Below are 26,953 nucleotides of genomic sequence, written 5' to 3'. Positions count from 1 at the left end.
ATGGCCTTCTGGTCCCATGCCATCACGAACAGGAAGCTCAGGTACTTGATGCCGTACTCCGCCTTGGCGTAGCCGGGCAGGCCTTGTCGCTGATGATGTTGTAGTCGAACGGCTCCACGAGGCCTTCTGCCACGGCCGTTTCGTATTCCGGGGCGGTGATTTCCACGAGGTCCCACTGCACGTCCCCGGACTGCACCTGGGCCTTGAGGGAGGCCAGGCCGGTGTTGGCCAGCAGCGTGGTTTGGATCCCCGACTGCTTGGAGAAGGGCTCCAGAATCGTCTGGGTCAGCTGGTCATTGTAGGAGCCGCCGTAGGAGGTGACCGTGACTGTCTTGTTGGCTGCCGCGCTATCGGCGGGCTTTGCCCCGCAGCCGGACAGTGCCAGGCCTGCGAATGGGGTCAACGCTGCTGCTTTCAGGAGTTTCCTGCGGTCAAAATGAAGGGAACTGTCAGTCATCGCGGTGGTGCCTCTCAAGGCTGGGGCCCTCCCGGCGCACGCCAAAGGACGCCGTGTGCCGAAGGGGCAGGTTGGGGATTCCGCGTTCACGCTGGCATCCCGACGGCGGCGGTTCATGCCCCGAACGGCCCACGCAGCGCTGAGCGGACTAGAACTGACGCGTTGAGTCGTCGTCAGTGCCGCAACAGTATCTGTGATGTTGCACACAAGTCAACAGCTGTTTACAAACCACTTACTTTCGGGCTGTTCTTGAGTACCGCGTCCCGGTCCATCAGCTTCTTCAGCCCGCGCTTCCGCGGCACCTTGACGGGTTCTGGCCAGCGCGGCGCCAGTGCATCCCCGAGGGTGACGCCCCTGATTTTGCGGCCAAAAAGCGGCAGCACCCAGTCGTTAACCCAACGCCGCTGCCGCTGTTCCCACTCCCGGAGGCTGAGCCGCGCCGGAGGGTCCCAGTCCTTGAGCCGGATTTTGTGGGGCACCCCGAGCTGGTCCAGCACCTGCCCGGCGAGGTACTTGTGGCCCGCCTTGGACATGTGGAGGCGGTCCGAGTCCCACATCCGCCGGTCATGGAAGGCGTCCAGGCACCAGTAATCCACTAGGACTGTCCCATATTTCGCAGAGATCTCGCGGACGCGCTGGTTGTAGACCGTGTTCCGCTTCTTCAGCAGCTCCAGAACGGCCGAGACTTTGACGTCGAAGCCTGTGAACAGGACAACCGTGGCCCCGGTCGCGGCGAGTCGCGCCACGAGGTCCTCGTACTCATCCATCAGGGCAGCCATGTCCGTGCCGATGTCCAGGATGTCGTTTCCGCCGGCGTACAGCGTGATCAGCGTGGGCCTCATGGCCAGCGCCGGTTCCAGCTGCTCGGTGATGACGTGACGCAGGCGCTTGCTCCTGATGGCCAGGTTGGCATATTCCCACCCCGGCTCAGCCTTGGCCAGCTTCTCGGCCACCCGGTCAGCCCACCCCCGGACCCCGTTGGGCAGCCGCTCATCCCGGTCCCCAACACCTTCTGTAAACGAGTCCCCCAAAGCGGCAAACACCCGCCGGCCCTCACGGTCCGAGAGTAAAGGATTAGAACCCATCCACTGAAAGTAACCGCCCAAAGAAACACCAAGGTAAACGGACAGCAACAGGATGTGCAGAAGGGTTGAGATCTAGGGGCAGAGTGCAAGGGAGCGTTTGCAGTGCCGGGTGCTAGGCGTTTCCATCAAGCCGCCGCCTCTGATCATCGGCAGCTCCTCAGCCTTTGTCACATTATTGCGACCGATGGTCACGATCAGGTAACGTTGGCGGCTGGCCCCAATGCAGGGCCCCGGGCGCCCGATCACTGGACCCCCGATGCGCCCCTTCGGCGCCTGCTAGCTCCGGCCCTGCCAAGGGGCCCAAGGATGCTTTCCGCACTCGTCATCGTCTCAAGTGCATCAGTCTTTTCTTCCAGTCCTAGCCCGGAGGTATCTTGTTCAAGAAAATAGCCATCATAACGACCATGGGTGCTTTGTCCCTGACAGGATGCGGCCTAGCCCCTACGACCAATGGGGCGTCTGCCCCATCCTCGGCTGGCCGCGAGTCCGCACCTGCCACTCCAGCCCCAACTGCCGCAGCCACGGCGTCTTCAGCCGCAGCATCTCCGGCGCCCACGGCTTCGAGCAGCGGCCAGACCCCCGCTTCGGCGGAGGCAGCCCCGGCGGCAGCCGTCCCCCCGGCGCCCGCGCTGGCCGCGGCCCCGGCCCCGGCCCCGGCGGTGCCCCCAGCCAGCCAGAGTCTCGCGACGACGGGTGACGGTGCCCAGGCAGCTGCCGCCTTCGGTTGGGGCCCGGTCCTGACGGGCGACGAATTCTCCAACACCGGCGCACCGGACCGGACAAAATGGAGTGTCTATAACAGTGCTGGGCATGCCGGCAAAGGCCTGCGCAGTCCCCAGGCTTGGTCGGTTGCCAACGGCGTGGCCACCGTTAGCGGAGACGCAGCCGGCACCACGGGCGGCATGTCGGCAAAGTTCGCGGAACAAAGGTATGGTCGCTGGGAAACGCGCATGAAAACCAATTCACGGGACCCGAAATACCACCCGGTCCTGATCCTTAACAACAACGCTGCCCCGAACTGTGCCGAGATCGATTATGCCGAGGGCAGCTCAGTCACCTCCGTGATGAGGTTCTTCCTGCACTACGCCTGTGGTGGAGCGGATTTCCAGACCACAGCGGCGACGCCCGTCGATGGCACACAGTGGCACAACTACGCGGTGGAGTGGACCCCGGCCGGCATCAGCGGATACGTCGACGGAGTAAAGACCTTCACTGACACGAACCCGGCGCACCAGCCCTCTGTCGCCATGAAGCAGACATTGCAGCTGGATTGGTTCCCGGACGGCTCCGCCACCAAGCCCTCGCAGATGCAGGTCGATTGGGTCCGCGTCTACAAGTGAGAGAGCGTTTGGAAAAAACCCACAGGAAGTGAGAGAGCGTTTGGACGTGACAGGCCCAACGAGCCGCAGCCGCTGTCTTGCGTAGGAGCGCAGCGTCGGGAGGAAGGGCGGACCCGAGGGCCCCGAACTGAGCTTGCGAAGTTTGGGACGGGTCCAACCGCTAAGCGACGGCAAGGCGGCGGTTGCGGCGCACCCAACCGCCGCATACGACGGAAGGCTTTAGACCTCGGCCTTACCCTGACGCCAGTACCCCATGAAAGCAACCTGCTTCCGGTCGATCCCCACGTCCCGCACAAGGTACCGCCGCATGTCCTTGATGACGGCAGCCTCACCGGCGATCCAGGCGTAGAAAGGCATGGCGCCGGCCGGCATGGCGGGGTTCTTGGTGGCCTCGATTTCGGCTGTTTCCATCCGCGCGGGGGTCTCCCAGAGGATGTCCACGTCCACATTGACGTCTTCGGGCTCCGGGCCCGCGCCGGCGTCGGACGCTTTGATTCCCACCCAGCCGGGAACGGGAACTGCAGTGCGCACTGCCTGCTGCAGCAGCTCGCCGTGCGGGCGTGAGCGGCCAATGGCGGCGCCGCGGGCAAGCCAGGTGATGTCGATGTCGGCGTCCGTCGTGAGGTCGAGGAAGTCGCCGGCTTCCGGTACTTCCAGGAGGGCGTGGCCGGTCATGTAGGACGGCAGGCTTTCGAGGATGGCGGAGATAGCGGGGATGGCGGTTTCGTCGCCGGCGAGCAGGACGCGCTGGGCCATTCCGGGCCGCCACTCGATGCCACCGTAGACCTCGGCGGTGTAGCACTGGGCGGCTCGGCTGTTGGGGCCGATTATAGTGATGGCGTCGCCCGGCTGGGCGTTCTGGGCCCAGTTCGCGGCGGGACCGCCGTGCCCGTCGGCGTCGAAGTGCATCACAAAGTCAACGTCAATTTCGGGATAAACGGCATCGAGCCGGGACTGGCGGACCGTGTACGTGCGCATCGAGCCGCGGACTGCGGGGTCCATGGCCAGCCATTCCTGGTACCAGCCGGCCTGCGCCATTTCGAAGACCGGCAGCGGCAGCTTTGTACCGTCGGACGCCAGGGAAGGGATCATCAGTTTGATCCGCAGGTCAAGGGTATCGCCGTTAACGCCGAAGTCCCGCAGCGAGTAGCCGCCGAAGGTGATCCGGCGGAAGTTGGGGCTCAGCTCCTGCACCGAGGAAACGGTCACCTCGAAAGCCAGGGTCATGGGCTCGGTGGCGGCGATGTCGCGGGTCTTCATGAAACGAGCTCCAGTTCGGTTGCGGCCGTGTGGTGGCGGCCGATGGGGATGATCAGGGGTGTGCCCGAGACGGGATCGGGAATCACCCGGGACTCAAGGCCGAAAACGTCGCGGACCAGCTTTTCGGTGACAACAGTTATGGGGTCACCCAGGGCCACGATCTCGCCGCCCTTCATGGCGATGACATGGTCCGCGTAGCGTGCCGCCAGGTTCAGGTCGTGCAGGACGATGGCCACGGTGGTGCCGCGCTTGCGGTTCAGATCCGTGACCAGGTCCAGGACTTCCACCTGGTGCGCCAGGTCCAGATATGTGGTGGGTTCGTCCAGCAGGAGCACGTCGGTTTCCTGGGCGAGCGCCATGGCGATCCAGACGCGCTGGCGCTGGCCGCCGGACAGTTCATCGACGTTCCGCTCAGCGAGTTCCAGCGTTTCCGTCGCTTCGAGCGCGCGCTGCACGGCGGCGTCGTCCTCGGTGCTCCAGCTGCGGAAGAAGCCCTGGTGCGGATACCGGCCGCGGCCCACGAGGTCGCGGACAGCGATGCCGTCCGGCGCCGTGGGGTGCTGCGGGAGGAGCCCCAGGGTGCGCGCCAATTCACGGGCCGGGCGGGCGTGGATGTCCATGCCGTCCAGGGTCACCGTGCCGGAGGCGGGCTTAAGGAGGCGGGACAGGCCACGGAGGAGCGTGGACTTGCCGCAGGCGTTGGCGCCCACAATCATAGTCACCTTGCCCTCGGGGATTTCCGCCGTGAGGCCGTCCACCACGCAGCGCTGGTCGTATTTGAGGGTGAGGTCCTGGGCGCTGAGAACGGCCATGTCAGGCATCCTTTCGGTTGGCCGTGACCAGAAGCCACAGCAGGAACGGGGCACCGAGCGCGCCGGTGATAACACCGACGGGCAGCACGGTGCCGTCCAGCAGCAAGGGGGCGAGGTTGGCCGCGACGTAGTCGGCGGTGAGGACAATCAGCGCACCCACCAGGGCCGACGCCGGGAGGCTGGCTTTACGGGTGAAGCGCCGGGCGATGGGACCGGCCAGGAAGGCGACGAACGAGACCGGCCCGGCAGCCGCCGTCGCCACTGCGGCCAGTGCGACGGCGGTGACCACCACGGCGAGGCGCGTGAACCCGACGCGGATGCCCAGCCCGGCCGCGGCGTCGTCGCCGAGTTCCAGGATGCGCAGCGGCCCGGCAAGGGCGATGACGGCGGGGACCAGGACCAGCAGCGCCAAGGAGAGCATGCCCGCCCGGTCCCAGTTGGCGGAGTTGAGGGAGCCGTTAAGCCAGACGAGTGCGTCGGCTGCCGTGCGGATGTCCGCGCGGGTCATCATGAAGTTGACCACCGCGTGGAGGGCGGCGGCGATGCCCACACCGGCCAGAATCAGCCGGTTGCCCGCGGCGTCCCCCCGGTTGCCGCCGCCTGAGCCCAGTGACGGTCCGCGGGAGATGGCGTAGATCAGCGCTGCGATGCCCAGCGCGCCGCCGAGTGCCGCTGCGGACACGGCGGGACCTGTGGCGCCGAAGATCACGATGGCGGTGACCGCGGCCGCGCTGGCTCCGTAGCTGATGCCGATCACGTCGGGGCTGGCCAGCGGGTTGCGGAGCATGGTCTGGAACAGGCCGCCGGAGAGGCCGAACGCGGCGCCGATCATCACGCCGATAACGGCCCGGGGCAGCTTGTTCTCCATAATAATGAAGCTTGCGCCCGGGATTCTTTCGCCGCCGGTCAGGTGTCCGATGAGGATCTTGAAGAAGTCCGGGATGGTCACGGTGTAGCTGCCCAGGAGCACGTAGATGGCGAACATAACCACGACGCCGAGGGCCAGAACGGCGGTCCGGGTCAGCACGCGAGATGGCAGTTCACGCCAATGTTTGCGCGTGCGATTGCTGTCAAGTGCCATCTCGGCGGGGGATTCGAGCGTGGTCACAGGCCGGCCCCCTTGCCACGGCGGATGAGCCAGACGAAGACGGGCGCACCCACGAGTGCGGTCATTATGCCGGCCGGGACCTCGCCGGGAAGCAGCACAACGCGGCCGATAATGTCCGCGCCGAGCAAAAGTGCCGGCGCGAGGACCAGGGAGAACGGCAGGATCCAGCGGTAGTCGGGGCCGGTGAGTGAGCGGACCGCGTGCGGAATGACCAGGCCAACAAAGCCGATGGGCCCTGCCAAGGCCGTCGCGGAGCCGCACAGCAGCACAATCCCCAGGGCGGTGACTCCCCGGCTCAGGCCCACACGCTGGCCCAGGCCGCGGGCAATGTCATCACCCAGCGCGAGGCTGTTGAGGATGCGGCCGGTGCCAAGAACAATCAGTGCCCCGACGGCCAGGAACGGGAGGCCCGGGAGCACCACTGCCCAGTCGCGGCCGGAGATTCCGCCCACCTGCCAGAAACGGAAGCGGTCCAGGGTGTCCTGGCTGGAGACGAGAATGACGCTCATCAGGGAATAGAGCCCGGCGCTGAGCGCGGCGCCGGCGAGGGCGAGCTTGACCGGCGTCGCACCGTCCCTGCCCATCGACGCGATGAGGTAAACCACGACGGCGGCGGCTCCGGCGCCGATGAAGGCGAACCAGATGTAGCCGCTGAGGGAAGTGACGCCGAAAAGATAGATGCCGGTCACCACGGCCAGCGCGGCCCCGGCGTTGACGCCCATGATGCCCGGGTCTGCCAGCGGGTTGCGGGCAACGCCCTGCATGGCGGCGCCGGCGAGGCCCAGGGCACCGCCAACGAGGATGCCCAGGACGGTGCGGGGGATGCGCGCGTGGACCACGGCGTGGTCGCCGTTGGCGGGATCGAACTGGGTGAGGGCCTGCCACACGGTGGCCACGGAAAGGCCCCGGGCGCCGATGGCCAGGGAAGCGGCGGCTAACAAAGAAAGTACGACGACGGTAGCCAGCAGCCAGGCAACCTGCCTGGTTCTGGCCTTCCCACCGGTGCGGGCCAATCCACCGGCGCTAGCCAATCGACCGGCGCGAACGGACACTTGGGGCCCTCGTTGCGACCCGATCGGGGCCCCAACTGTCCGTTCGCGCTGTCCGGCGGGTGCCGCCGTCGTACTTTCCGTCATGGAGCGGTGCTTACTTCACTGCATCCGCGGCGGTGGCGAGCTGCGGGAGGAAGGTGTCCAGCGCCCACGGCAGGCTCAGCGGCGAGGAGGCCGAGATTGCCAGGACCAGGCTCTTGTCCGCGTCGGCAACGAACGCGCCGTTCTTGACTGCCGGAATCTGGCCCAGCAAGGGGTCGCTCTTGACGGCCGCGGCGGTCGCGGCATCCTCAACCGAGCTCAGGAAGATATCGGCCTCAAGCTCGTTGGCCTTCTCGGCGGCCCACGGCACGAAGAAGTCCTTGGAGCCGGCTGAAGCCTTCTCGGCGACCGGGGCCAGCTTCATCCCGATCGCTGAGAGGAACTTCGGACGGTTGTCATTGGCGGTGTAGAAGCCCGTGGCAGTGAGGTCCGAGGGATCGGTGTAACCGTAGACGAAGCTCTTGCCGGCGATCTGCGGGTACTTGGCAGCTTCCGTCTTGACGGTGGCCTCAGTGTCGGCGATGAGCTTGGTAGCTTCAGCCTCCTTGCCCAGGGCCTTGCCGATGATGGAGGTTGAATCCTGCCATGAGGTTCCGTAGGCAACCTCGGGGTGCGCCACCACGGGGGCGATCTCGCTGAGCTTCTTGTAGTCCTCTTCGGTAAGGCCGGAGTAGGCGGCCAGGATGACGTCCGGGGTGAGCTTGGCGATCTCGGTGAAGTTGATGCCATCAGCCTCGGAGAACTGGACCGGAGCCTTGTCGGAACCGAAGCCCGCGCCAAGTTCCTTCAGCGCCGCGTCCTTCCACGGCGTGGAGCCCTGCTCGTTGCCGCCCCATTCGTTCTTGGGGACGCCCACCGGGACCACGCCGAGGGCAAGGGCAACGTCGTCGTTGACCCAGGAAACGGTGACTACGCGCTTGGGCTGTTCCTTGACGGTGGTTTCACTGAAGGCGTGCTTGATGGTGACCGGGAACTGCGAGCTGCTGGAGCTGGAGCTGGAGCTGCTGGCGTCCGAGGTGGAGGACGCGGGGCCGGTGGAGCAGGCGGACAGTGTGAGTGCCGCGGCGGCCAGCGCCGTTGCCTTGCCGGCTGACTTGAACAGCGTGCGGCGGGTGGCGCTCGGGCCGGAGAAGAGGGGGGAAGTCACGGAACTCCTTAGGTGAATGATGCGAACCTAAGTAAGGGTAGCCTAGCCTGCTCTGAATTAGAAAAGCTTTGTATTGCGTAATTGATCATGTGACGCAACGTATAGCGCCAGGTCATTGCCGGCAGGGGTGAACGGTGGTTCACTCTTTAGTGGTAAACACGCGTTCACCGTGCCGCGCTCCATCCCAGTCCACACTTGAAAGCACCTGATGCCGCGTTCCAACGCCCTGAACAACACCCGGGGCCCGTCCCCGTCCGCCATCACCGCCGTACTTGCCCTCAGCGGCACGGTGGTGGCCCTCATGCAAACGCTCGTAGTGCCGCTCCTTCCGGATTTCCCCCGGATCCTGGGTATCACCGCCGACGACGCCTCCTGGCTGGTGACCGCCACCCTGCTCGCCAGCGCCGTGGCAACACCCATCGTGTCCCGCAGCGCGGACATGTACGGCAAGCGCAAGATGATGGTGGTTTGCCTGGCGATCATGGTGGCCGGCTCGGTCATTGCCGCGGTTGGCGGATCCTTCCTGTGGCTGGTCATCGGCAGGACGCTCCAAGGGTTCGCATCGGCCCTGATTCCGGTGGGCATCAGCATCATGCGCGATGAGCTGCCCAAGGAGAAGATGGGCTCCGCCGTTGCCTTGATGAGCGCCACGCTGGGAATCGGCAGCGCCATGGGCCTGCCCCTCGCCGGAGTGCTGTACGAGAGCCTGGGGTGGGCCTCGATCTTCTGGGTGTCCGCCGCTGCCGGCGCACTGCTGCTCGTTGCCGTGGCGCTGGTGGTTCCCGAATCCAAGGTCCGCACGCCCGGGCGCTTCGACTACGCGGGGGCGCTGGTGCTCTCCGCAGCCCTGGCTGCCCTGCTGCTGGCGATCTCCAAAGGCGGCGCCTGGGGCTGGGGCTCGGAGCCGGTGCTGCTGCTGTTCCTCACGGCCGCAATACTCCTGGCTGCTTGGGTCCCGTACGAGCTGAAAGTCAGCCAGCCGATGGTTGACCTGCGGACATCGGGCCGCAGGCCGGTGCTCATGACCAACGTGGCCTCGCTGCTCGTCGGCTTCGCCATGTTCGCCAACATGCTCCTCACCACCCAGCAGCTCCAGCTGCCTACCGCCACGGGATACGGATTCGGGCTGAACGTCATCACCGCAGGGCTGTGTATGGTCCCCTCCGGGCTCGCGATGGTGATTTTCGCGCCTGTTTCCGGACGTATCATCCGCGTCTTCGGCGGTAAGTCTGCGCTGATCGCCGGCGCCGTCGTGATGATTGTGGGCTACGTGAGCCGGGTCTTCTTCTACGACTCCATCGCATGGGTAATCATCGGTTCAACCGTTGTCAGCGTGGGCACCGCCATCGCCTACGCGGCCATGCCCACACTGATCATGGGCGTGGTGCCGATCACCGAGACGGCCTCGGCCAACGGGCTGAACAGCCTGGTCCGGTCCATCGGCACCTCGACGTCGAGCGCAGCGGTTGCCGCGGTCCTCACCTCGGTCAGCATGACGGTGGGGGCCGTGCAGCGTCCGTCCTTCGATGCCTTCAAGGACGTGTTCTGGCTGGCCGCGCTGGCAGCCGCAGCATCGGTGGTGGCCACGGTCTTCATCCCGAAGGCCACGGCAGCCCGCCGGCCATCCGCAGCTGACACCGCCGCCTCCGTCAATACGGCCGAAATCGTGGTGCAGGGGCGCGTCCTTGCACCGGACAACCGCCCCGTCACTCCCGCCGTCGTGACCGTACTTCAGACCGCCGGCGAGCCGGTGGACTGGAGCCGGGTCGATACGGAAGGCAACTATTCGGTGGCCCTCCCCGGCGCCGGGAAGTACCTCATGGTGACCAATGCAGCCGGCTGGGCGCCGATGGCCGAGGTCTTCGACTTCGACGGCCGCACCCGGCACCAGAACTTCCTTCTTCGGGACCGGCTGGAGATCAGCGGACTGGTCACGGCCGGAAGCGCGGCTGTGGCCGGCGCGGTGGTGACGCTCCTTGAGGCAAGCGGGGGTTACGTGCACACCACCCTTTCGGACGACGACGGCGCGTACGCGTTTCCGCTGCCCCTCGCCGGCCGCTACGTCGTGAGCATGGTTGATCCGGCGACGCACCAGGCCATGGCGCGGAAGCTCGCGGTGGACAACCGCTCTGTCACCGTTCATCTCGCCGCGCCGCGTGTGGAGGAAAAGACCATGGAGCCGGTGGGCGCATGAGCAGCCGCAGCCACGACGCGATCTTCAGCGCCGCCGGGCGGCTTTTCGGGGAACGCGGATACCGCGCCGTCACGGTGCGGGACATAGCCGCGGACGCTGGCGTTTCGGCGGCCCTGGTCATGAAACTCTTCGTCTCCAAGGAAAAGCTCTATGCCGCCGTCCGGCCCGACGAATCGCAGCTCGCCGAACTGGAGGTCCCGACGCCGGAACTGGGCAGGGCGCTGGTGTTCCGTGTGTTGATGCGCCGGGAACGCGGAACGCAGGAGCCGTGGGCCATCATCCCGTTCGCCGTGCTGGACTCTCCCGACCCCGAGGCAGCTCGAACGGATGTCCGCGAAAGATACCTCGCCGCCATCGCGAGCCTGATCGGGGACACAACACCGGAGCGGCGGTTCGCCTCCACCGTGGTGGCCCTGATGACCGGATTCGGCGAGTCCGTCCGCACCCTGGGCCTCTTCGACGGCTGGAACTTTGACGAGCTGGTGGGACACTACGGCGCAATCGTCCAGGCCCAGATCGATGCCTGCACCGCTGCCCTCTAAAACCCTCTCTCACTTAACGCAGAAAAAACACCAACGCTCTCTCACTTTCCTCAAGAAAGTGAGAGAGCGTTGGTAAAAAACCCGTATTAAGTGAGAGAGCGTCCGGGTCAGCGGAGCACGATGTCCACGGGGTTCGCCTCGGACCGCCACTGGCCTTCCGCGCCGGGCCTGGGCCGGATCACCGGGGCGGTAAGCACGCCGGAGCGGTTGGTGCGCTTGTCCCGCAGGATCTCCGTCACCGAGCCCAGGTGCCGGGACAGGTCGATCACGTTCTCCGGAGCGGCCAGCAGCAGCTGGAAACCGAACTCGTGCAGCGCCTTGATCCCGGCGCCGGCAAACTCCTCCGATGCCAGCACAAACGCCTCGTCCATCATCACGGTGCCGTAAGTGGTGAACCCCTGCTCGGCGATGCCCAGCTGGTAGCTCAGCGCCGCGGCCATGATGAACGCGGTGAAGCGCTGCCGCTCGCCGCCGGACATGGAGCCGGTGTCGGCATGCATGTAAACGTCGGTCCGCTTGCCGCCGCCCCTCCTGCCTGAGGCCGGCCCGGCCACCTCCCGGTGCTCCTTGCACTGGATGAACAGGTGCCCGCGGACATCCAGGACTTCGGCGCGCCACCGCCGGTCCTCGGGGGTGGGCGAGCCGAGCCGCTTTACGAGCGTTTCGAGGGTCTTGTACCGAGCGGTGAGCTCGGCGTCGTCGTCTCCCCCGGCACTAGCGGCTTCCGCGCCACCTCGGGCGGGCCGAGTGTGCCGGGCCTTCAGCGCGTTCTGGATAGCGTCCTTGAACTGCTTGGCCGCGGCCGGCAGGGTCTGCTTGATGTCCAATTCCAGGAAGCTGCCCTCATGGAAGTTGACCTCGGACAGGATGCCGTTGAGCGGCAGGATGCGGCTGGTAATGGACCGCCGCTCCTCGTCCAGCAGGTGCAGCAGCGTGCTGAACGATTCATGCGTGCGCTGGTTGAAAAACTGCCGGAACTCGGACTCCTGGGCGGGCAGGCCGTCGCTGATGATGGCGTGGTAGCGGCCTTCGAACTCCCCGGCCGCACCGATTGAGGTGCCGTGGTCCGCCGAGATCGCGGAGCCCCACTCGCGCACAAAGCCCTCGAAGATCCGGGTCAGCCGCTCGGAGGTTGCCTGACCGCGCGTCTCGGCGGCGTGCAGCTCCCCGAGCAGCGCCGTCCGGACGCGGTTGGCCAGGTTGTCCAGCTCATGCATCTCGCTGACGTCGCCGAAGTCGGTGAAGTACGGCTCCAGCGCACTGACGGTGGCGTCCGACGGCGGCGCCTGCTCCAGGCGGGCACGCGCGGCTTCCAGCAGCGAATCGGCAGCGCTCAGCTGCCGGTCCAGGGCCTTGTATTCGCTCTGCAGGACTGCTGCGGCTTCGGTGCTGGCCTGGTGTTTCTGCCGGGCCGTTTCGATGTTGGCCCGCAGCGGTTCCAGGTCGGCCTGGGCCGCGAGGGCATCCTTGAGCCGCTGTTCAATCCGGGTGAGTTCATCGGCTGCGACGGCAGCGGACACCTGTTCCCAGGGCCGGTGGTCCTCCGCGATTCGTCGGAGGGCATCGAGCTGCCGGCTCATGCCCTGGTGCGACTCTTCACGGCTTTGCGCCAGCTCGGCGGCCTTGGCGAGTTCCTGCTGCAGGTCCTCCACCTGGGCGGCCACAAGTTCCAGCTTGGCGGCGTTGTCGAACCCGAGCACGTAGTCCTGGCGGCTGGTGAAACGGTCGTCCTTCTCCACCGTGTGCCGGTTGCGTTTGACCACACCTCCCAGGCTCAGGCCCTTGTCCAGGGTGGCCAGCTCGTTGGGGTCCTCGACGCACGGGAAGGCGAAATCGAGGGCGATCCGCTCCCGGATCCATTCCCCGGCGTCCACCACCGCGCCGCTGGCGAGGATGTCCAGCTTGGTGAGCAGATCGCCGTCGCGCGCGTCCTCCACGGCGAGGGCGCCGCCCGCGATCGGCTTGGATACGTCCACCGCGCGCAGGGCGCCACGCACTTTGTTGTCGTTCAGGTAGCGGGTCACCGCGGCGAAATGTTCGCCGGGGACCAGCAACGTGGTGGCGAGGTTCCGGAGGGCACGCTCCGCGGCCGGCCGCCAGTGTTCCTCCCCTTCGGCGAGGTCCATCAGTTCGCCGCCGAACGGCATCCGGTCCTCAGGAACCCCGGTGGCCGCGGCGATGGCCGCACGGTTTTCAATGCTCGACGGCGGCAGCAGGGACTTGCGCGTCTTCAGCGACACGAGCTCCTGCTGGGCTGCCGCCAGCTCACGCTTTTTGGTGGCGTGGCCATCGAAGGCTTCGAAGCGGAGCTCCTGCAGGGCCTGAGAGTCGTCCTTGAGTTCGGCCGACCTGGCGGCAGCCTGCTCGTGGGCCTGTTCCCAACCGTCAGCGGTCCACTCCAGCTGCAGGCCGGCGTCGGACAGGGCCTTGCGGGCCGCTTCCTCCACCTGCTCGCGCAGCCGCAGACCCACCTTGGCGTTGTCCAGCGACTGCTCGATCGCGGAGATCGCGTTGCCGCCCTGGTTGTTGTAATCGGTCTCCAGCTGGCGCAGTTCCTTGGCCAGCCCGTCGCGGACCGAGCGTTCCGCGCCCAGCTCCTTGGCTTTCGCCTGGGCCAGCTCCTCGAACCGGGCCAGTGTCTTCTGATGCACCGTGACGGCGAGCTGCTGCTTGTAGGCGTCGAACTCCTCGCCGGACAGCTCACGGAGCCGGTTTGCGTCCAGGAGCGACTGCGCGTATTCATTGTTCAGGCCGGGCACGGGGGCCAGCTGGTCCCGCTGCTGCCGCACGTCCTCCAGCCGCTGCCGGATCGACATGAGGTTGCTGAATTCCTCCACCACGTCATCGGCAGCGGCGAGGGTAGCGGGGGCGTCCAGGACCTGGTCGCGGAAGAAGGTATTGACGCTGCCGCCCAGGCCCTTGCCGGCCTGGATCACGCGCAGCAGGGGCAGAGCCTGGTCCGAACTGATGCCCAGGAGCCGGCGGAAACGCTCCGCGAAGGCCTTGTGGACATCGAAGATCTGGGCGTCCGGGAAGATCGTCTCCAGCGCAGCCTTGGTGAAGCGCTTGTCGGCGATGTCCTCGATGGCCGGCAGGTCCAGCGGCTTGCTGTCGATCACGTAGAAACGCCCAACGCTGGACTCCGTGCCGTTTTTGGGCAGGTCGAACAGTGCGGACACCGTGATGCGGGTGCCCGCGGCGTTATCAAACGTCAGGGCGACGGCGGACCAGGTGGCACCGGGGCGCTGGAACGCGCTGGCCGAGCCCTCGCCCACCGCTTTGTCGCCCACCTTGCCGCGCATGTACGTGAAGGTGGTCCTCTTGTCCTCCACAGCACCGCCGGCACGCTGGGCCGCGGCCTCGTTGGAGCGCGGCCGGGCATCAAACACCCGCAGCATGGCGTCAAACAGGGTGGACTTGCCCACGCCCGAGTTGCCCGTCAGCAGGGTTCCGTTCCGGTCCACGTGCATCGTGTGGGCACCATGGAACGTGCCCCAGTTGACCACCTGCACCAACGCCAGGCGCATCTGGCCGGGGTTCGTGAGGTCGCCCATGGGCAGCATGGTTGCGATGCTCACTTGGCTTCCTCCGTTGTCGTGGCTGGGGACGCCGACGACGATGCCGCCCCCGCCCCTTCGCCGCGCCGCTGATCTTCGATCAGCTCAGCGCGCGGCTCCGATAGGCCCGATGCCACTCCCTGGGCGGCATCGCCGTCGTCGTTTGGTACGTCACCGCCGGCGTCGTCATCCTCGGCACCACTGTCGCCGTCCAGCTCCAGCAGGGGTTCTGTGCCTGTTGGGTCTGTGGTTGCTGCTACCAGGGCTTCGATTTGGGCTGGGATGTCGCCGATGTTTTCGAAGGGGAGAGCCAGCGGGAGGGCGTTGGAGATGGTGTAGACGTCGTCCAGGCCCGTGGTGAGGAGCAGCTGGCGGGCCAGGAGCTTGGTGATGGCCCGGGTGACCACGTCCGAATCCCGCAGCGCGTCCTGCTGGCCGGCGGGCTGGTAGTGGGCCACAAGGTCGGCGATTTCCTCGCGGGTGATGGTGGCATCGGTCCGGGCCGTGACGTGGCGGTCCAGCAGCATCCGCAGGCGGAGCAGCACGATGGTCTCCACCCGGCTCAGCGCACGCTGTTGGCGCAGGATGCTCGACCGGCTGCTGCCCCCGATGGCCTCAGGATCCACCGGGCGCAGGACGGCGATCTTGCGCTCGTGGTCCAGCTGCAGGGTCAGGAACAGCTCGGACAGGCGGCTGCGCAGGATGATCTGGTTGTCCAGCAGCGTGGTCCACAGTTTCTCGTCGCGGCCGCCGTCGACGTACGGGCCCTTGAGCATCTTGACCAGCGCCTGGCGCACCTTCATCGAGAGAACGCCGGTGTCACCGGGAAACAGGGCCGCGCCGTCCACAAACGTGTCCCGGGGCGTGACTCCGGCGCCCCTGGTGATTGAGCCTGTCGAAATCCCCTGGATCTCGGGCTCAACCGCCGGTGCGGCCTCCTCAACGGGGGGTGCCGCCGTCGTAATTTCTTCAGTCATCGTCAATCCTTCTTGAGGGTGACCACCGGCAGGTACGCCGTGCGGGTGGTGCCGTCGATCTGTTCGTAGTCCAGGCCATCCCAGGCGTCGCGGTCAAAGGCCGCGCCTTCCTGGAGGGCGTGCGAGAGGAGTGCGCGGATGGAGTTGATGTGCTGTTCCTCCGGCGGGAGCTGTCCCCAGGCCTCGGCCAGGGTGGACGCGCCGGCCACGGCGGCCCGGATGGCCTCGGGACGGGCCTTGCCTGTCCTCGGCGAGCGCACGCGGTCGGAGTCGCTGAAGGCGATGGGGTCGGCCAGCTTGGGCGGGACGGCGAACTCGTCCGGGTCGTAGAGCTTGACCATGGCCAGCGATTCTAACCCGGCGTTGAACAGCTCCGGACCGCGGACCAGGCCAGGCCGTTCGCGTTCATACGGCAGGGTCCTGATGGCCTGCTCGGCTTCGCGCAGGACCTTCCGGAGGCGGACGGACTGGCGGAAGTCGTCGCTCTGGACGTAGGTGTTCAGGCTTTCGCTGAGCTTGCCGTAGATCCGCTGGATCTGGCTGTGCTGGTGGCGGAGCTCGGCCACCAGGTTCTTGAGCGTCTCGCGGTCCTCCGGGGAAAGGTCGTCGGCGAACTGCCGGCTGAGGACCTCACCGATGGCCGACCGGAACCGGAGCTGCTGCTGCGGGTCTTCCAGGAATGCGGTGAAGGAGCGGAAGGTCCTGCCTTCGGGGCTCTGCCGCAGCCGCTTGTCCGCGTCAAGCACCTGCGCCATGGTGGCGCCTTTGCTCAGCGACTCCTCGATGATCTGGTTGCGCAGCTCGCCCACCAGTTCCTCGATGCGGTCGCGCATCTTTTTGTAGTCGGCGGGCAGGCTGGCGGCGAGGTCCAGGATGTTCCCGGCGGCTTCCACCGCTTCGTCGTCGTCCAGCAGGCCGTCAAAGTCGCCGGAGCTGATGTCCTGGATCAGCTGCTGCCGTTCCCTGATCTCGTCCTCAAGGGATTCCAGCCGGGCACTCTGGTCCGGATTGGTCTCATTGGCCAGCTTCTCCACGTCGCCGAGGAGGGTACCCAGCCGCGAACCGTTCAGTGTGGAACGCTCGCTGGAAAGGCTGTCCAGGAAGGCAAGCACGCGGGCGGCCGGCTCGGTCACCTCGTAAACGATCTGCCCCGACTGGTTGCGGCGGGTCAGGAAATGCTTGCGTGTCCACTCGTCCGCATAGTTCCTGCCGGACGACGTGCCGATGGCGGCACCACCCGGCCCGGGCTCCTGGCGCCGGAGCTGTTCAAGGAAGGAGTCGACGTCGGCGTGGAACTCCTCGAGCGGAAGCTGCGGACGCGTGCGGGTAAAGGATGCCTGCAGCACCGCGATCACCCAGGGCGCCGAGCGCGTCAGGGCCCAGGCGGGTCCCTTTGTGAGGAGTTCGAGGTCCCGGAGCCGGGCACTGATCGCGTCAGCGGATGACCTGGCGGAGCGGGGCACGCACTCTCCTTCAGCTGCTGGGGGATGGTTGGGCAGCGCGGATCGCGAAAGCTGCCAACTACAAGGTTAACGCAGGCCCCGCGACCGAATAATCGTTGTACCTTGCTGGCCGCGGGAGCACACTGTTTAGATCACCTGAGAGGAGTTTGTCATGCGTGAAAAAGCTGCACTGATCACCGGCCTGGCGGCTGCGGCTGTCATTCTGGGTGGCGCGACAGTGGCGGTCGCCGCGAGCACCGGGACCAGCGGAGATCAGCCCTTGAGCAAGATCGGGGTCAACGTCGACCGGTCAGTGCCGGTGTCCACCGTCCCGGGGCCTGAGCGGGACGACGATTCCAATCTGGCACCACTTAACACTGCGGACCATGACCAGGCCGCGAACGCCGCATTGGCCAGGGTGGGCCAGGGCAGTGTCATCGAGGTGGAACGGGAAAATGACGGGAACGTCGCGTACGAGGTTGAAGTCAGGCTGGACAACGGTTCCCAGGTTGAGGTGGGGCTCGGCGCCGACTTCGCGGTCCTGAACCAGGCCGCCCCGGAGTTCGACGACGACTGAAGGCAAGCGCGGACAGTGACTTCCGCGACCGCTCCGTGACCTACGTCCCGGTAGCATTGCGATCCCGCATCAACCCGCCGTGACGGCGGGGCAGGTCTGGCTGGGACGCCTCAGCACCCCCTACGCTCATGCTACTGATCTCAACCGAAGCAACGGCGCAGCAGGGGGAACAATGCAGTTCGACTTAAGTGCAGTGGAGACGGCCACCATGGTGTTCATCGGAACCCTGGTGTTTGGCCTGGTCCTGGTGGCCTTCGTCCTGACAGCGGGCTTCCTGGCCCTGGTCATGGTTGGGGTAGGCAAGTTCGCCTGGTTCCTCGCCTCCACGACGCTGCTGACGGTGGTCCACGGGATCAACAGCGGCTGGGACAGGCTGGTCCACCACGCCTCCACCGGATCCCCGGGGGACTTCCAGGGCCAGCCATCCCCTAGCACTGGAAACTACCCGCGGGTAATGTTGAGAGACAGCTGAAGGGTTCTCCAACCCGGCGGATCCATGGCTTGAACCGGCCATCCCGGTCAGAGGAGATACCCCATGAGCTTCGCCACTGACAGTCCCGCCACGAACCCACCTGCCACCGAAGTTCCTGCCACGGATGCCCCGGACGCCGAAGTCCCCGTCGCCGCGGCCAATATTGGGCCCGAAGCCACCGCGGCGGACGCCCGGGCACTTGCTGAAGCCTCCCGCGAACTCGACTGGGACCGGCCCAGCTTCGCCAAGGGACTCTACCTGGGGAATTTCGACCTCAGCCTCATCCACCCCTGGCCGAAAGCGAACGCCGATGACGTGGTACGCGGTGAGGCCTTCATGGAGCGCCTCACCGCGTACGCCCGCACCATGTCCGGGCGCGTGATCGAACGCGAGGCCCGGATCCCGGACGAGTACCTCCAGGGCCTGGCGGGCCTGGGCGTCTTTGGCATGAAAATCCCGCAGGAGTACGGCGGGCTCGGCCTGTCCCTGGTCTACTACGGCCGGGCCCTGGCGCTGCTCGGCAGTGTCCACCCGAGCATTGGCGCCCTGATCTCCGCGCACCAGTCCATCGGCGTCCCCGAGCCCGTGAAGGTCTTTGGCACGCCGGACCAGAAACGCGAGTACCTGCCGCGCTGCGCCGCCGGCGCCATCACGGCTTTCCTCCTGACGGAACCGGACGTGGGCAGCGATCCCGCCCGGATGGGCAGCACCGCCGTTCCCACGGACGACGGCGGGAGTTACGTCCTGGACGGCGTGAAACTCTGGACCACCAACGGTGTGATCGCCGAGCTGGTGGTGGTGATGGCCGTGGTGCCGGCCCACACCGATAAGGACGGCACCGAACATAAGGGCGGCATCAGCGCCTTTGTGGTGGAAATGGACTCCCCCGGCATCACCGTGGAGAACCGCAACACGTTTATGGGGCTGCGTGGGATCGAAAACGGTGTCACCCGCTTCCACCAGGTGCGGGTGCCTGCGGCAAACAGGCTGGGCCGCGAGGGCCAGGGCCTGAAGATCGCCCTCACCACTCTGAACACGGGCCGGCTTTCCCTGCCGGCGTTGTGCGTCGCGTCCGGCCGCTGGAGCCTGAAGATCGCCCGGGAATGGTCCAACGCCCGCACCCAGTGGGGTCAGCCGGTGGGCAAGCACGAGGCCGTGGGCAAGAAGATCGCCTTTATCGCCGCGTCGGCCTTCGCCCTGGACGCCGTCTTCGAACTGTCCGCGGAACTCGCCGACGCCGGGCAGAAGGACGTGCGGATCGAGGCTGCCCTGGCCAAGCTGTGGTCCTCCGAGATCAGCTACCGGATCGCCGACGAACTGGTCCAGATCCGCGGCGGCCGTGGCTTCGAGACGGCGGAGTCCTTGGAAGCCCGGGGAGAACGCGCGGTTCCGGCCGAGCAGCAGCTGCGCGACCTCCGGATCAACCGGATCTTCGAGGGCTCCTCGGAGATCATGAAACTCCTCATCGCCCGGGAAGCCGTGGACGCCCACCTGGCCGCCGCGGGCGACCTTGCGTCCGTGGACGCGAGCCTCCAGGACAAAGCGAGGGCCGCCGTCGGGGCTTCAGGTTTTTATGCCCGCTGGCTGCCCAAACTGGTGGCCGGCGCCGGAATGGACCCCCGGTCCTACAGCGACTTCGGCAGGCTGGCCAAGCAACTGCGCTTTGTGGAACGGTCCTCGCGCCGGCTGGCCCGCCAGACGTTCTACGGCATGGGGCGCTGGCAGGCGAAGCTGGAGTACAAGCAGGCGTTCCTGGGCCGGGTGGTGGATATCGGCGCCGAGCTGTTCGCCATGGCCGCCTGCTGTTCCCGGGCAGAGATGATCCTTCGCACCACGCCCGAACGTGCCGCCAGTGCCTACGAACTTGCAGAGGCATATTGCGAGCAGGCCCGCGTCCGCATTGACGAGTACTTTGACCAGCTGTGGCGGAACACGGACGACGTCGACCACATCCTTTCGCGCAAGGTCCTGGCCGGGGATTACACCTGGCTTGAGGCGGGCGTACTGGATCCGTCGGAGGGCACCGGCCCGTGGATCGCCGATGCCACGCCGGGGGCGTCCACCAAGGAGAACCTGCACCGGAAGTACCGCTAGCAACTCATAAGCATCCTTGTTATCGCTGGTCACCAGTGGTTGAGTTGACCCATGAGCAACCAAACGGACCCAGAGGACAGGCTTCCGCCGACGACGCGGAACGCGAATCTACGGAATGAAACTGCTCGTGATCAATCCTTCGCCAGTGGCGAGCCCACGCGAGCCTTCGAACAGACGCCAGAGTCCTATGCCGAGCCGGGATATGCCCGGGCAGCCCCAGCGCCGATGGCCGACGCTTCGGTGCTGGATCCACGCCTGACGGATCCGCGCCTGACCGACCAGCAGACGGCCGTAGCCAGGGAGAAGGAACAGTTCGGCGGCATCAAAGTGGGCTCGGCCTTTTTCGGCTGGCTCGCTGCCACCGGCATGGCCGTCCTGCTCACAGCCTTTGTGGCCGCAGCCGGAACCGCGGTAGGCCTGGCGAACAACACCGACGTGAACGAGGCCGTCAACCAGGTGACGACCAACGGCGCCGTCGGGCTGGTGGGCATCATTGTCCTGCTGGTGGTCCTGTTCGTCTCCTACTACTCCGGCGGCTACGTTGCCGGCCGGATGGCCCGGTTCAACGGCGCCCGGCAGGGTTTTATGGTGTGGATCTGGGCGCTTATTGCCGCGGTGGTGATTGCTCTGCTGGGCATCATCGCCGGCCAGCAGTTCAACGTCCTGGCCAACCTGAACAGCTTCCCCCGGATCCCCATCAACGAAGGCGAACTGACGCTCACCAGCATCATTGCCGCCGTTGTGGTGGCCCTGGTCGCGCTGGTGGGTGCCGTGCTCGGCGGCCTGGCGGGCATGCACTTCCACCGCAAGGTGGACCGGGCAGGCTTCACGCCGGACGAAACGTACAACGGGGGCTAGGCGAGCATCACGGCGTCGACGTAGTACCAGCGGCGGTTCTCGCGGACAAAACGGCTGGTTTCGTGGTGGACTCCGCGTTCGCCGTCGTGCCGGAAGTGGGCCTTGAACTCCACGGTCCCCTCAGTATCCAGCGGGCCGCCGCGGCTCGTGGACAGGATGTCCAAGCGGCGCCACTCCATGGCAGGATCCAGCTCCAGATCCGAAGGGGCGGTGTCCGGATACCAGGTTTTCCGGAGATATTCGGCGTTCCGCAGGACAAACGCACTGTAGCGGGAGCGCATCAGCTGCTCCGCTGTGGCGGCTTCGGCCCCGCCATTATGGAACCGTCCGCAGCAGTCCGCGTAGGCCTCGCCGGACAGGCAAACGCAGTTGCCGGCGTGGATCGGGTTCTCGGTCATGGTGCTCCTGTCGCGGTTGTCCGGACCGCTTTCGGCGGCCTCGTGGATCCCTTCCGACTATAGGCCGCAGCCGGTGTTGTCATATCCGGTAACAGCTTCGAAACAACCTCGGACGAACCCCGCCCGGGAGCGGCAGGACCGAAAAATAGTCCGTAAGGTGGAGGAGGGCTGTTGCCCGTGGTGATGAGTGCCGGGACGGACTCCGCCGCCGGCAGAGAGGAGAGATGACGTGGGAGATTCAACGACGATCGCTCTCAACCTGACTTTTTTCGGCACGCTCGGCCTGGCGCTCCTGATGTTCCTGGGCCTGTTCCTGCTGGTGGTCATCACCTTGCTGCTTGCCGGCGCCGGGCGGCTGTTTGTGCTGACCGTAATGGCCCTCTTTGGGCGGCTCCCCAAACACGAAACCCTCCCCCTGGTCCGCCTGACCGGGGAGTCCGTGCCGCCGTCGGGCGCCCCCGACGGAACGCACGACGACGGCGCTGCCGCCCCGTCTGCCGGCCAGCCGGCCCGCGCCGGGGTGCTGCGGGCAGCATTGGTGGCACGGGCCGGCGCCCCACGGACGACAACCGGCGCAGCCCTGTCCACGATGTTTGCCCACAGCGCGGCCGCCGTGGCCGCAGTGAGCGCGCCGGGCAGCTGGCGCAAAGCCCTTCAAGACGCCCGCACCTTCCTGAAACCCTCCGAACTCCGGCCCCGCTTCCACCATGCAGTGGAGCATCACCCGCTGCTCACCGCGGCCCGCAAGGAACCCCCGGTGCTCGCCGAGGACTGGGCTGCCGCGGTGGCCGAAGCAGATGCCCGGGCCATGGCGCGCGCCCGGGCGGCCGCCCCCGAAATCAAGATCTCGGTCCGCGATCTTCCCGGTCCCTCCGTTCCCGCGGCGAAGGTGGAAGCGGTGGCTCCGTTGGTGGAGTCAGCGCTGCACCAGGACAACCCTGCGCGGGACAATTCCAACCGCGACCCCAGCCGTGAGAGCGCCGGCCTTGGAGCCGCCCGCTCCTTCACGAAGCCGCCCACCCCCGCGCCCCTGTCCCTGCTGGACACCGGATCGCTGGTGTCGTTGTCCGGCCACGCGAACGTCCTCAAGGCCAAGCTGCCTGCCGACCGGAGCTGAGGACCGTGCGGCTCCCGGGCCGTCACAAACCGTCGCTGCCCCGGCCCGCGTTACCCCGTGCTACGAAAAGCGAAGCACTGTGGCATCTTCCTGCGGGCTGGCCCCGAATTTGTGTAGCGTCGTGACGATCCAGAGCAATCCGCGTGGGAAATCGATTGTGAGGAGCCGGGGATGAGCCTCAGCGAACTTCGCGTGTTCGGGCGGTCCGGCACGCCCATCAGCCCGCTCATACTGGGCACCATGAACTTTGGCTAAGGGTCGGGCGGCGCAGCCGGCGGCCTCCAGGCAGGCGGCGCCCCCACCGGCGCGGATGAAAGCATCCGCATCATCCAGACCGGATCGATCTGTACCAGGCGCACCGGCCGGACTACAACACCGACGTGCTCGAGACCATCACCGCCCTGAACGACCTCATCCGGCAGGGAAAGATCCTCTACTACGGCACCTCGGTGTTCACCCCGGCGCAGCTCGTGGAGGCCCAGTGGCTGGCCACCACCAACCACCTGATCCCGCCCGTAGCCAACCAGGTCCCCTATTCGATGCTGGTCCGCGGCAACGAACGCGATGTCCTGCCCGTTGCGCAGCAGTACGGCCTGGGTGTACTCGCCTACGGTCCGCTGGCCGGGGGCTGGTTGTCCGGCGAGTTCGTCCTCGATGCCGGGAAACCGCCAACCCGAGTGCACTCACTTCCGGGACGCTCCGACATTTCCGGGCCGTCCAGCGAGCGGAAGCTGCTGGCTGCGGACGCGCTGGCCCGGCTGGCCGACAAGCTGGAAATCTCGCTCGTGGAACTGTCCATCGGGTTCGCGCTGAACCACCCCGCCGTCAGCAGTGTGATCATCGGCCCGCGCACCGAGGACCATCTCAAGGCCTATCTCAAGGCCGCGGACACCCTCCTGGGGGAGTCCGTGCTGGACGCGATCGACGAACTGGTGCCGCCTGGGACCAACGTCGTGGAGCGCGACGCCGGGGCGATAGTGCCGTCCCTGGAGTACGCGGAACTCCGCCGCCGCTGATCGCGGGGGGCGGCCGCAACGCCGTCGTGCGTTTGCGGAAAGCCCTTTCCCTCAATAACTTTCTCCGCTAGCGTGGAAACCATGGAATTCAGATACCTCGGAAACAGCGGCCTCAAAGTCTCGGAAATCACGTTCGGCAACTGGCTGACGCACGGCTCACAGGTGGAGAACGACGTCGCCACCCAGTGCGTGCGGGCCGCGCTCGACGCCGGCATCAGCACCTTTGACACGGCGGACGTCTACGCCAACACAGCAGCGGAAACAGTCCTCGGCGAGGCACTGAAGGGCGAACGCCGGGAGTCCCTGGAGATCTTCACCAAGGTCTTCGGCCCCACCGGCCCCAAGGGCAAAAACGATCTGGGCCTGTCCCGCAAGCACATCATGGAGTCGATCAACGGCTCGCTCAGCCGGCTCCAGACGGACTACGTGGACCTCTACCAGGCCCACCGGTACGACTTCGAAACGCCGCTGGAAGAGACCATGCAGGCGTTCGCGGACATTGTCCGCCAAGGCAAGGCGCTGTACATCGGCGTCAGCGAGTGGACCGCGGAGCAGCTCCGCGAGGGCCATGCCCTGTCCAGGCAACTGGGTTTCCAGCTGATCTCCAACCAGCCGCAGTACTCCATGCTGTGGCGCGTCATCGAGGCCGAGGTTGTGCCGGCGTCGGAGGAGCTGGGCGTATCCCAGATCGTCTGGTCCCCCATGGCGCAGGGTGTGCTGAGCGGAAAGTACCTGCCCGGCCAGCCTGCGCCCGAAGGCAGCCGCGCCACGGATGACAAGGGCGGCGCCAGGATGATCCAGCGCTGGATGCGTGACGACGTCCTCGCCGGTGTCCAGGACCTCAAGCCGATCGCCGCGGAAGCCGGGCTCACCATGCCCCAACTCGCGGTTGCCTGGGTGCTGCAGAACCCGAACGTGGCCTCCGCCATCGTCGGGGCGTCGCGCCCTGAGCAGCTCGCAGACACCGTGGCCGCTGCGGGTGTGACGCTGGAGCCTGAGGTCCTGAAGAAGATCGACGACGCCATCGGCTCACTCGCGGAACGCGATCCGGCGCAGACCAAGTCCCCCGCCACCCGGGAAGCCTAGGAGCAGCCCTCGAAGTCCGTGAGCACCTTGACCTTGTCCGCCGAGGCCGAGCTGGGGTCGAACGTGTAGCCGATCCATTCTCGGGCCAGCCTGCTGGCCAGTTCCACTCCCACAACGCGCTGCCCCATGGCGAGGACCTGGCAGTCATTGGACAGTACGGACCGCTCCACGGACAACGAATCATGGGCCGTCGTGGCGCGGATTCCGTCCACCTTTTTGGCGGCAATCGCCACACCGATTCCCGTCCCGCAGAACAGAATGGCACGGTCGGCACGCCCGTCGCGGATCAGCTCTCCCGCCGCAATACCAACGTACGGGTAGGGCCTGACGAAGTCCGCCGGGGCGTCGCTCCGGTTGACCCCGATGTCGATGATTTCGCTGATCCTCGGGTCGTCCTGCAGGTCGGCCAGGATGCGGTTTTTGTAGTCGACGCCGGCCTCATCGGCGCCCAGGACCAGACGCAGTCCCGGGGTTGCTGGAGTGGGGGTTGCTGGGTCCATGGTCATGAAAGTGCCCTTGCGGTCTGGTTGGATGTGATGCGTGATTGGCTGGAGCCGGGCTGGCCCGAACCTGCCAGGAACGGCCCCATGACGGTGAAAATCATGGCGAGGGACGTTGCTCCGGGGTCCGGCGTGCCCAGGCTCTTCTCCGCCAGTGGCCGCGCCCGTCCCTTCAGTGGGCGGAGTGCGGCCGTGGCCTCGGCCGCCGCCACAGCGTCAAGGGCCGCGGAGGCCCAGGCCTGACGCGGTTCTGCACCCTCCTGCACCAGCCGGGTGAAGGCTTCCGTGAACGGCAGGAGCGCATCCACCATTGTCTTGTCGCCCGGTCCGGCCTTCCCCAGGTCAGTGATTCTGGCAGCGAAGGCGCTCATTCCGGCCGCCAGTTCCTCGGCGCCAGGGACCCTCTGGTCCCCCAAGGATTCGCCCAACGCCCGCAGCCCCGCACCCCATAGAACTCCGGAGGTGCCGCCGGCCTTGTCTGCCCAGGCGTCACCGGCGGCGACCAGGACCGAGCCCGCCCCGGCACCTCGGGTACCGGCCGCGGCGCCTGCTGTGGCGGCGGCGTCGATCCCGCGGACCATTCCGCGGCCGTGGTCACCGTCGCCGGCCACGGCATCGAGGTCCCCCAGCCGCGACTCGGCCGCATGCAGCGATTGGCGGGCGGCTTCGAGCGCCGCAACGCACTGGACGGCGTAGGTGCGGGAGTCGGCGTCGGCCTCGAATGGCGCATCGGCCGTCCCGGCGTCGGACGTTTCCTCGCCGGAGGCGTCCCCTGACTGAACGGCGGTAGTTCCTCGGCGGTACGCAGGGGTTTCCGCGGGCGCCGTCCAGAGCGGTTCCAGCTCCGCATCCAGCCAGGTGATGGTGAGGGAGACGCCGGACATGTCGAGGCTGGTGACGAGCTCGCCCACCTCGGGCTTCACCAGCGTGTAGCCGGCGTCCCGCAGGAGCGGGGCCACGGTCAGCCAGAGGACAAAGAGCTCCTCGTGCTTGGTGGACCCCAGCCCATTGAGGATCACCGCGAGCCGGTCGCCGGCGCCGGGCGGGGTTTCGGCCAGCAGCCGGGCCACAAATTCCTGGCCGAGTTCCTTGGCGGACGGCAAATCGGTGTCGAACAGGCCGGGTTCGCCGTGGATTCCCAGGCCGAGGCCCATCTGCTTGTCCGGGAGCGTAAACAGCGGGGCGTCGGCGCCGGGAAACGTGCAGCCGTGGAAAGCGCTGCCGATGGTCCTCGTCAGGCTGTTGGCCTTCCGGCCCAGGCGGACGACGACGGCCAGGTCAGCGCCCGCCTCAGCTGCAGCGCCCATGATCTTGAAGACCGTGAAGTCACCGGCGATGCCGCGGCGTTTGTCGGATTCCGACGGCGGTGCGCTGGCGATGTCGTCGGTGACCAGGACGTTCTCGACCTGGATCCCTTCGGCGGCGAGGCGTTCGCTGGCCATGCCGAAGTTCATCACGTCCCCGGCGTAGTTGCCGTAGGTGAAGATGACGCCGGCGCCCGAATCCGCGGACTTGGCCACGGCGTAGGCCTGCTGCGCCGAAGGCGACGTGAAGATGTTGCCCACCACGGCGCCGTCGGCCAGTCCGGTGCCGATCAGCCCGGCGAACGCCGGGTAGTGTCCGGAACCGCCGCCGGCGAGGACCGCCACTTTGGGCTCGGCGGGGCGGTGGCGCCGCACGGCGCCGCCGGGGACCTGACGCACCAGCCCGGAATGGATGTCGCAGAATCCGGCCAGGGCCTCTTCTGCGAATTCGGAGGGATTGTTGAAAATCTTGGTCATGGTGGGCTCTCTGACGTGGACTTAGTCTTCTGGGTGGAG

At 66.7% G+C, this 26,953-nt stretch carries 23 protein-coding genes and 1 pseudogene; 11 read left to right on the top strand and 13 right to left on the bottom strand.

Annotated elements, in window-relative coordinates; genetic code table 11:
- Window positions 1–37: 37 nt before the first annotated feature.
- Entirely contained in the window at window positions 38–457 is a 420-nt protein-coding gene (locus ACX80X_RS17345) for a hypothetical protein (RefSeq protein ID WP_459312847.1), read from the bottom strand.
- A gap of 221 nt (window positions 458–678) precedes the next feature.
- Window positions 679–1,542 carry an SGNH/GDSL hydrolase family protein gene (locus tag ACX80X_RS17340; RefSeq protein WP_459312845.1) on the bottom strand — a complete coding sequence of 288 codons (864 nt, stop codon included), beginning with the start codon at window positions 1,540–1,542 and terminating at the stop codon, window positions 679–681.
- Window positions 1,543–1,969: 427 nt separating this feature from the next.
- Here ACX80X_RS17340 and ACX80X_RS17335 point away from each other — a divergent pair, with 427 nt between their 5' ends.
- A complete protein-coding gene (locus ACX80X_RS17335) occupies window positions 1,970–2,239 on the top strand; it encodes a hypothetical protein (RefSeq protein ID WP_459312843.1) in 270 nt (89 codons plus the stop codon).
- 205 nt (window positions 2,240–2,444) lie between these two features.
- Complete coding sequence (locus tag ACX80X_RS17330) at window positions 2,445–2,882, top strand: glycoside hydrolase family 16 protein (protein WP_459312861.1); 438 nt, start codon at window positions 2,445–2,447, stop codon at window positions 2,880–2,882.
- 219 nt (window positions 2,883–3,101) lie between these two features.
- On the opposite strand, the gene ACX80X_RS17325 is transcribed toward ACX80X_RS17330, so the two are convergent.
- The 5 genes from ACX80X_RS17325 to ACX80X_RS17305 are packed head-to-tail and all read right to left on the bottom strand — an operon-like array spanning window position 3,102 to window position 8,303.
- The gene (locus ACX80X_RS17325) at window positions 3,102–4,142 is read right to left on the bottom strand and encodes a siderophore-interacting protein (RefSeq protein ID WP_252599576.1); all 1,041 of its coding nucleotides are present in this window, start codon (window positions 4,140–4,142) and stop codon (window positions 3,102–3,104) included.
- On the bottom strand, window positions 4,139–4,954 hold the full coding sequence (locus ACX80X_RS17320; RefSeq protein ID WP_459312841.1) for an ABC transporter ATP-binding protein: 816 nt from the start codon (window positions 4,952–4,954) through the stop codon (window positions 4,139–4,141). The genes ACX80X_RS17325 and ACX80X_RS17320 overlap by 4 nt, the downstream gene beginning before the upstream one ends.
- A 1-nt stretch (window position 4,955) precedes the next feature.
- The gene (locus ACX80X_RS17315; RefSeq protein WP_459312859.1) at window positions 4,956–6,035 is read right to left on the bottom strand and encodes a FecCD family ABC transporter permease; all 1,080 of its coding nucleotides are present in this window, start codon (window positions 6,033–6,035) and stop codon (window positions 4,956–4,958) included.
- 23 nt (window positions 6,036–6,058) lie between these two features.
- Window positions 6,059–7,198, bottom strand: coding sequence for a FecCD family ABC transporter permease (locus ACX80X_RS17310; protein WP_459312839.1), 1,140 nt, complete (start codon window positions 7,196–7,198; stop codon window positions 6,059–6,061).
- A 10-nt stretch (window positions 7,199–7,208) separates the two neighbouring features.
- Window positions 7,209–8,303, bottom strand: a complete 1,095-nt coding sequence (locus ACX80X_RS17305; RefSeq protein ID WP_459312837.1) for an iron-siderophore ABC transporter substrate-binding protein — start codon at window positions 8,301–8,303, stop codon at window positions 7,209–7,211.
- Window positions 8,304–8,511: 208 nt separating this feature from the next.
- Here ACX80X_RS17305 and ACX80X_RS17300 point away from each other — a divergent pair, with 208 nt between their 5' ends.
- On the top strand, window positions 8,512–10,497 hold the full coding sequence (locus tag ACX80X_RS17300) for an MFS transporter (RefSeq protein WP_459312835.1): 1,986 nt from the start codon (window positions 8,512–8,514) through the stop codon (window positions 10,495–10,497).
- On the top strand, window positions 10,494–11,039 hold the full coding sequence (locus ACX80X_RS17295) for a TetR/AcrR family transcriptional regulator (RefSeq protein WP_459312833.1): 546 nt from the start codon (window positions 10,494–10,496) through the stop codon (window positions 11,037–11,039). Before ACX80X_RS17300 ends, ACX80X_RS17295 begins: the two co-directional genes overlap by 4 nt.
- A gap of 107 nt (window positions 11,040–11,146) precedes the next feature.
- On the opposite strand, the gene ACX80X_RS17290 is transcribed toward ACX80X_RS17295, so the two are convergent.
- From ACX80X_RS17290 to ACX80X_RS17280, 3 genes are read right to left on the bottom strand one after another with little or no spacing between them, the layout of a single operon-like run.
- Window positions 11,147–14,617 carry an ATP-binding protein gene (locus ACX80X_RS17290; RefSeq protein ID WP_459312831.1) on the bottom strand — a complete coding sequence of 1,157 codons (3,471 nt, stop codon included), beginning with the start codon at window positions 14,615–14,617 and terminating at the stop codon, window positions 11,147–11,149.
- Window positions 14,614–15,573, bottom strand: a complete 960-nt coding sequence (locus ACX80X_RS17285) for a DUF4194 domain-containing protein (protein ID WP_459312829.1) — start codon at window positions 15,571–15,573, stop codon at window positions 14,614–14,616. The genes ACX80X_RS17290 and ACX80X_RS17285 overlap by 4 nt, the downstream gene beginning before the upstream one ends.
- 2 nt (window positions 15,574–15,575) lie before the next feature.
- Complete coding sequence (locus ACX80X_RS17280) at window positions 15,576–17,036, bottom strand: DUF3375 family protein (RefSeq protein ID WP_459312827.1); 1,461 nt, start codon at window positions 17,034–17,036, stop codon at window positions 15,576–15,578.
- 151 nt (window positions 17,037–17,187) lie between these two features.
- Here ACX80X_RS17280 and ACX80X_RS17275 point away from each other — a divergent pair, with 151 nt between their 5' ends.
- From ACX80X_RS17275 to ACX80X_RS17260, 4 genes are all read left to right on the top strand, one after another.
- Window positions 17,188–17,592: a PepSY domain-containing protein gene (locus ACX80X_RS17275; protein ID WP_252599585.1), complete on the top strand. Its 405-nt coding sequence runs from the start codon at window positions 17,188–17,190 to the stop codon at window positions 17,590–17,592.
- A gap of 172 nt (window positions 17,593–17,764) precedes the next feature.
- Window positions 17,765–18,064 (top strand): hypothetical protein, encoded by a 300-nt coding sequence (locus ACX80X_RS17270; RefSeq protein WP_459312825.1) that lies wholly within the window; start codon window positions 17,765–17,767, stop codon window positions 18,062–18,064.
- Window positions 18,065–18,127: 63 nt separating this feature from the next.
- Complete coding sequence (locus ACX80X_RS17265) at window positions 18,128–20,158, top strand: acyl-CoA dehydrogenase family protein (RefSeq protein ID WP_252599587.1); 2,031 nt, start codon at window positions 18,128–18,130, stop codon at window positions 20,156–20,158.
- Window positions 20,159–20,209: 51 nt separating this feature from the next.
- On the top strand, window positions 20,210–21,016 hold the full coding sequence (locus tag ACX80X_RS17260; RefSeq protein WP_252611148.1) for a M48 family metalloprotease: 807 nt from the start codon (window positions 20,210–20,212) through the stop codon (window positions 21,014–21,016).
- Here ACX80X_RS17260 and ACX80X_RS17255 read toward each other — a convergent pair.
- Window positions 21,013–21,414, bottom strand: coding sequence for a YchJ family protein (locus ACX80X_RS17255; RefSeq protein WP_252611147.1), 402 nt, complete (start codon window positions 21,412–21,414; stop codon window positions 21,013–21,015). The genes ACX80X_RS17260 and ACX80X_RS17255 overlap by 4 nt on opposite strands.
- A gap of 229 nt (window positions 21,415–21,643) precedes the next feature.
- On the opposite strand from ACX80X_RS17255, the gene ACX80X_RS17250 reads away from it, so the two are divergent.
- From ACX80X_RS17250 to ACX80X_RS17240, 3 genes and pseudogenes are all read left to right on the top strand, one after another.
- Window positions 21,644–22,531 carry a hypothetical protein gene (locus ACX80X_RS17250; protein ID WP_252599590.1) on the top strand — a complete coding sequence of 296 codons (888 nt, stop codon included), beginning with the start codon at window positions 21,644–21,646 and terminating at the stop codon, window positions 22,529–22,531.
- Between the two features lie 171 nt (window positions 22,532–22,702).
- Window positions 22,703–23,547, top strand: a pseudogene (locus ACX80X_RS17245) (aldo/keto reductase).
- 81 nt (window positions 23,548–23,628) lie between these two features.
- Window positions 23,629–24,633 carry an aldo/keto reductase family protein gene (locus ACX80X_RS17240; protein ID WP_252599592.1) on the top strand — a complete coding sequence of 335 codons (1,005 nt, stop codon included), beginning with the start codon at window positions 23,629–23,631 and terminating at the stop codon, window positions 24,631–24,633.
- Here ACX80X_RS17240 and ACX80X_RS17235 read toward each other — a convergent pair.
- Window positions 24,630–25,139, bottom strand: coding sequence for an RpiB/LacA/LacB family sugar-phosphate isomerase (locus tag ACX80X_RS17235; RefSeq protein ID WP_459312822.1), 510 nt, complete (start codon window positions 25,137–25,139; stop codon window positions 24,630–24,632). The genes ACX80X_RS17240 and ACX80X_RS17235 overlap by 4 nt on opposite strands.
- The gene (locus ACX80X_RS17230) at window positions 25,136–26,914 is read right to left on the bottom strand and encodes a dihydroxyacetone kinase family protein (protein ID WP_459312820.1); all 1,779 of its coding nucleotides are present in this window, start codon (window positions 26,912–26,914) and stop codon (window positions 25,136–25,138) included. The genes ACX80X_RS17235 and ACX80X_RS17230 overlap by 4 nt, the downstream gene beginning before the upstream one ends.
- Window positions 26,915–26,953 lie beyond the last annotated feature (39 nt).

The organism is Pseudarthrobacter sp. MDT3-1 (assembly GCF_054510755.1).
This window is presented reverse-complemented; position numbering and strand designations above follow the sequence as displayed.

Bases quoted from the DNA above. Each gene is read 5' to 3' on its own strand.
- ACX80X_RS17295 (WP_459312833.1), top strand. From the start codon at position 10,494: ATGAGCAGCCGCAGCCACGACGCGATCTTCAGCGCCGCCGGGCGGCTT.
- ACX80X_RS17255 (WP_252611147.1), bottom strand. From the start codon at position 21,414: ATGACCGAGAACCCGATCCACGCCGGCAACTGCGTTTGCCTGTCCGGC.
- ACX80X_RS17320 (WP_459312841.1), bottom strand. From the start codon at position 4,954: ATGGCCGTTCTCAGCGCCCAGGACCTCACCCTCAAATACGACCAGCGC.
- ACX80X_RS17345 (WP_459312847.1), bottom strand. From the start codon at position 457: ATGACTGACAGTTCCCTTCATTTTGACCGCAGGAAACTCCTGAAAGCA.
- ACX80X_RS17330 (WP_459312861.1), top strand. From the start codon at position 2,445: ATGTCGGCAAAGTTCGCGGAACAAAGGTATGGTCGCTGGGAAACGCGC.
- ACX80X_RS17230 (WP_459312820.1), bottom strand. From the start codon at position 26,914: ATGACCAAGATTTTCAACAATCCCTCCGAATTCGCAGAAGAGGCCCTG.
- ACX80X_RS17275 (WP_252599585.1), top strand. From the start codon at position 17,188: ATGCGTGAAAAAGCTGCACTGATCACCGGCCTGGCGGCTGCGGCTGTC.
- ACX80X_RS17265 (WP_252599587.1), top strand. From the start codon at position 18,128: ATGAGCTTCGCCACTGACAGTCCCGCCACGAACCCACCTGCCACCGAA.
- ACX80X_RS17315 (WP_459312859.1), bottom strand. From the start codon at position 6,035: ATGGCACTTGACAGCAATCGCACGCGCAAACATTGGCGTGAACTGCCA.
- ACX80X_RS17335 (WP_459312843.1), top strand. From the start codon at position 1,970: ATGCGGCCTAGCCCCTACGACCAATGGGGCGTCTGCCCCATCCTCGGC.
- ACX80X_RS17310 (WP_459312839.1), bottom strand. From the start codon at position 7,198: ATGACGGAAAGTACGACGGCGGCACCCGCCGGACAGCGCGAACGGACA.
- ACX80X_RS17240 (WP_252599592.1), top strand. From the start codon at position 23,629: ATGGAATTCAGATACCTCGGAAACAGCGGCCTCAAAGTCTCGGAAATC.
- ACX80X_RS17325 (WP_252599576.1), bottom strand. From the start codon at position 4,142: ATGAAGACCCGCGACATCGCCGCCACCGAGCCCATGACCCTGGCTTTC.
- ACX80X_RS17340 (WP_459312845.1), bottom strand. From the start codon at position 1,542: ATGGGTTCTAATCCTTTACTCTCGGACCGTGAGGGCCGGCGGGTGTTT.
- ACX80X_RS17300 (WP_459312835.1), top strand. From the start codon at position 8,512: ATGCCGCGTTCCAACGCCCTGAACAACACCCGGGGCCCGTCCCCGTCC.
- ACX80X_RS17270 (WP_459312825.1), top strand. From the start codon at position 17,765: ATGCAGTTCGACTTAAGTGCAGTGGAGACGGCCACCATGGTGTTCATC.
- ACX80X_RS17260 (WP_252611148.1), top strand. From the start codon at position 20,210: ATGAGCAACCAAACGGACCCAGAGGACAGGCTTCCGCCGACGACGCGG.
- ACX80X_RS17235 (WP_459312822.1), bottom strand. From the start codon at position 25,139: ATGACCATGGACCCAGCAACCCCCACTCCAGCAACCCCGGGACTGCGT.
- ACX80X_RS17285 (WP_459312829.1), bottom strand. From the start codon at position 15,573: ATGACTGAAGAAATTACGACGGCGGCACCCCCCGTTGAGGAGGCCGCA.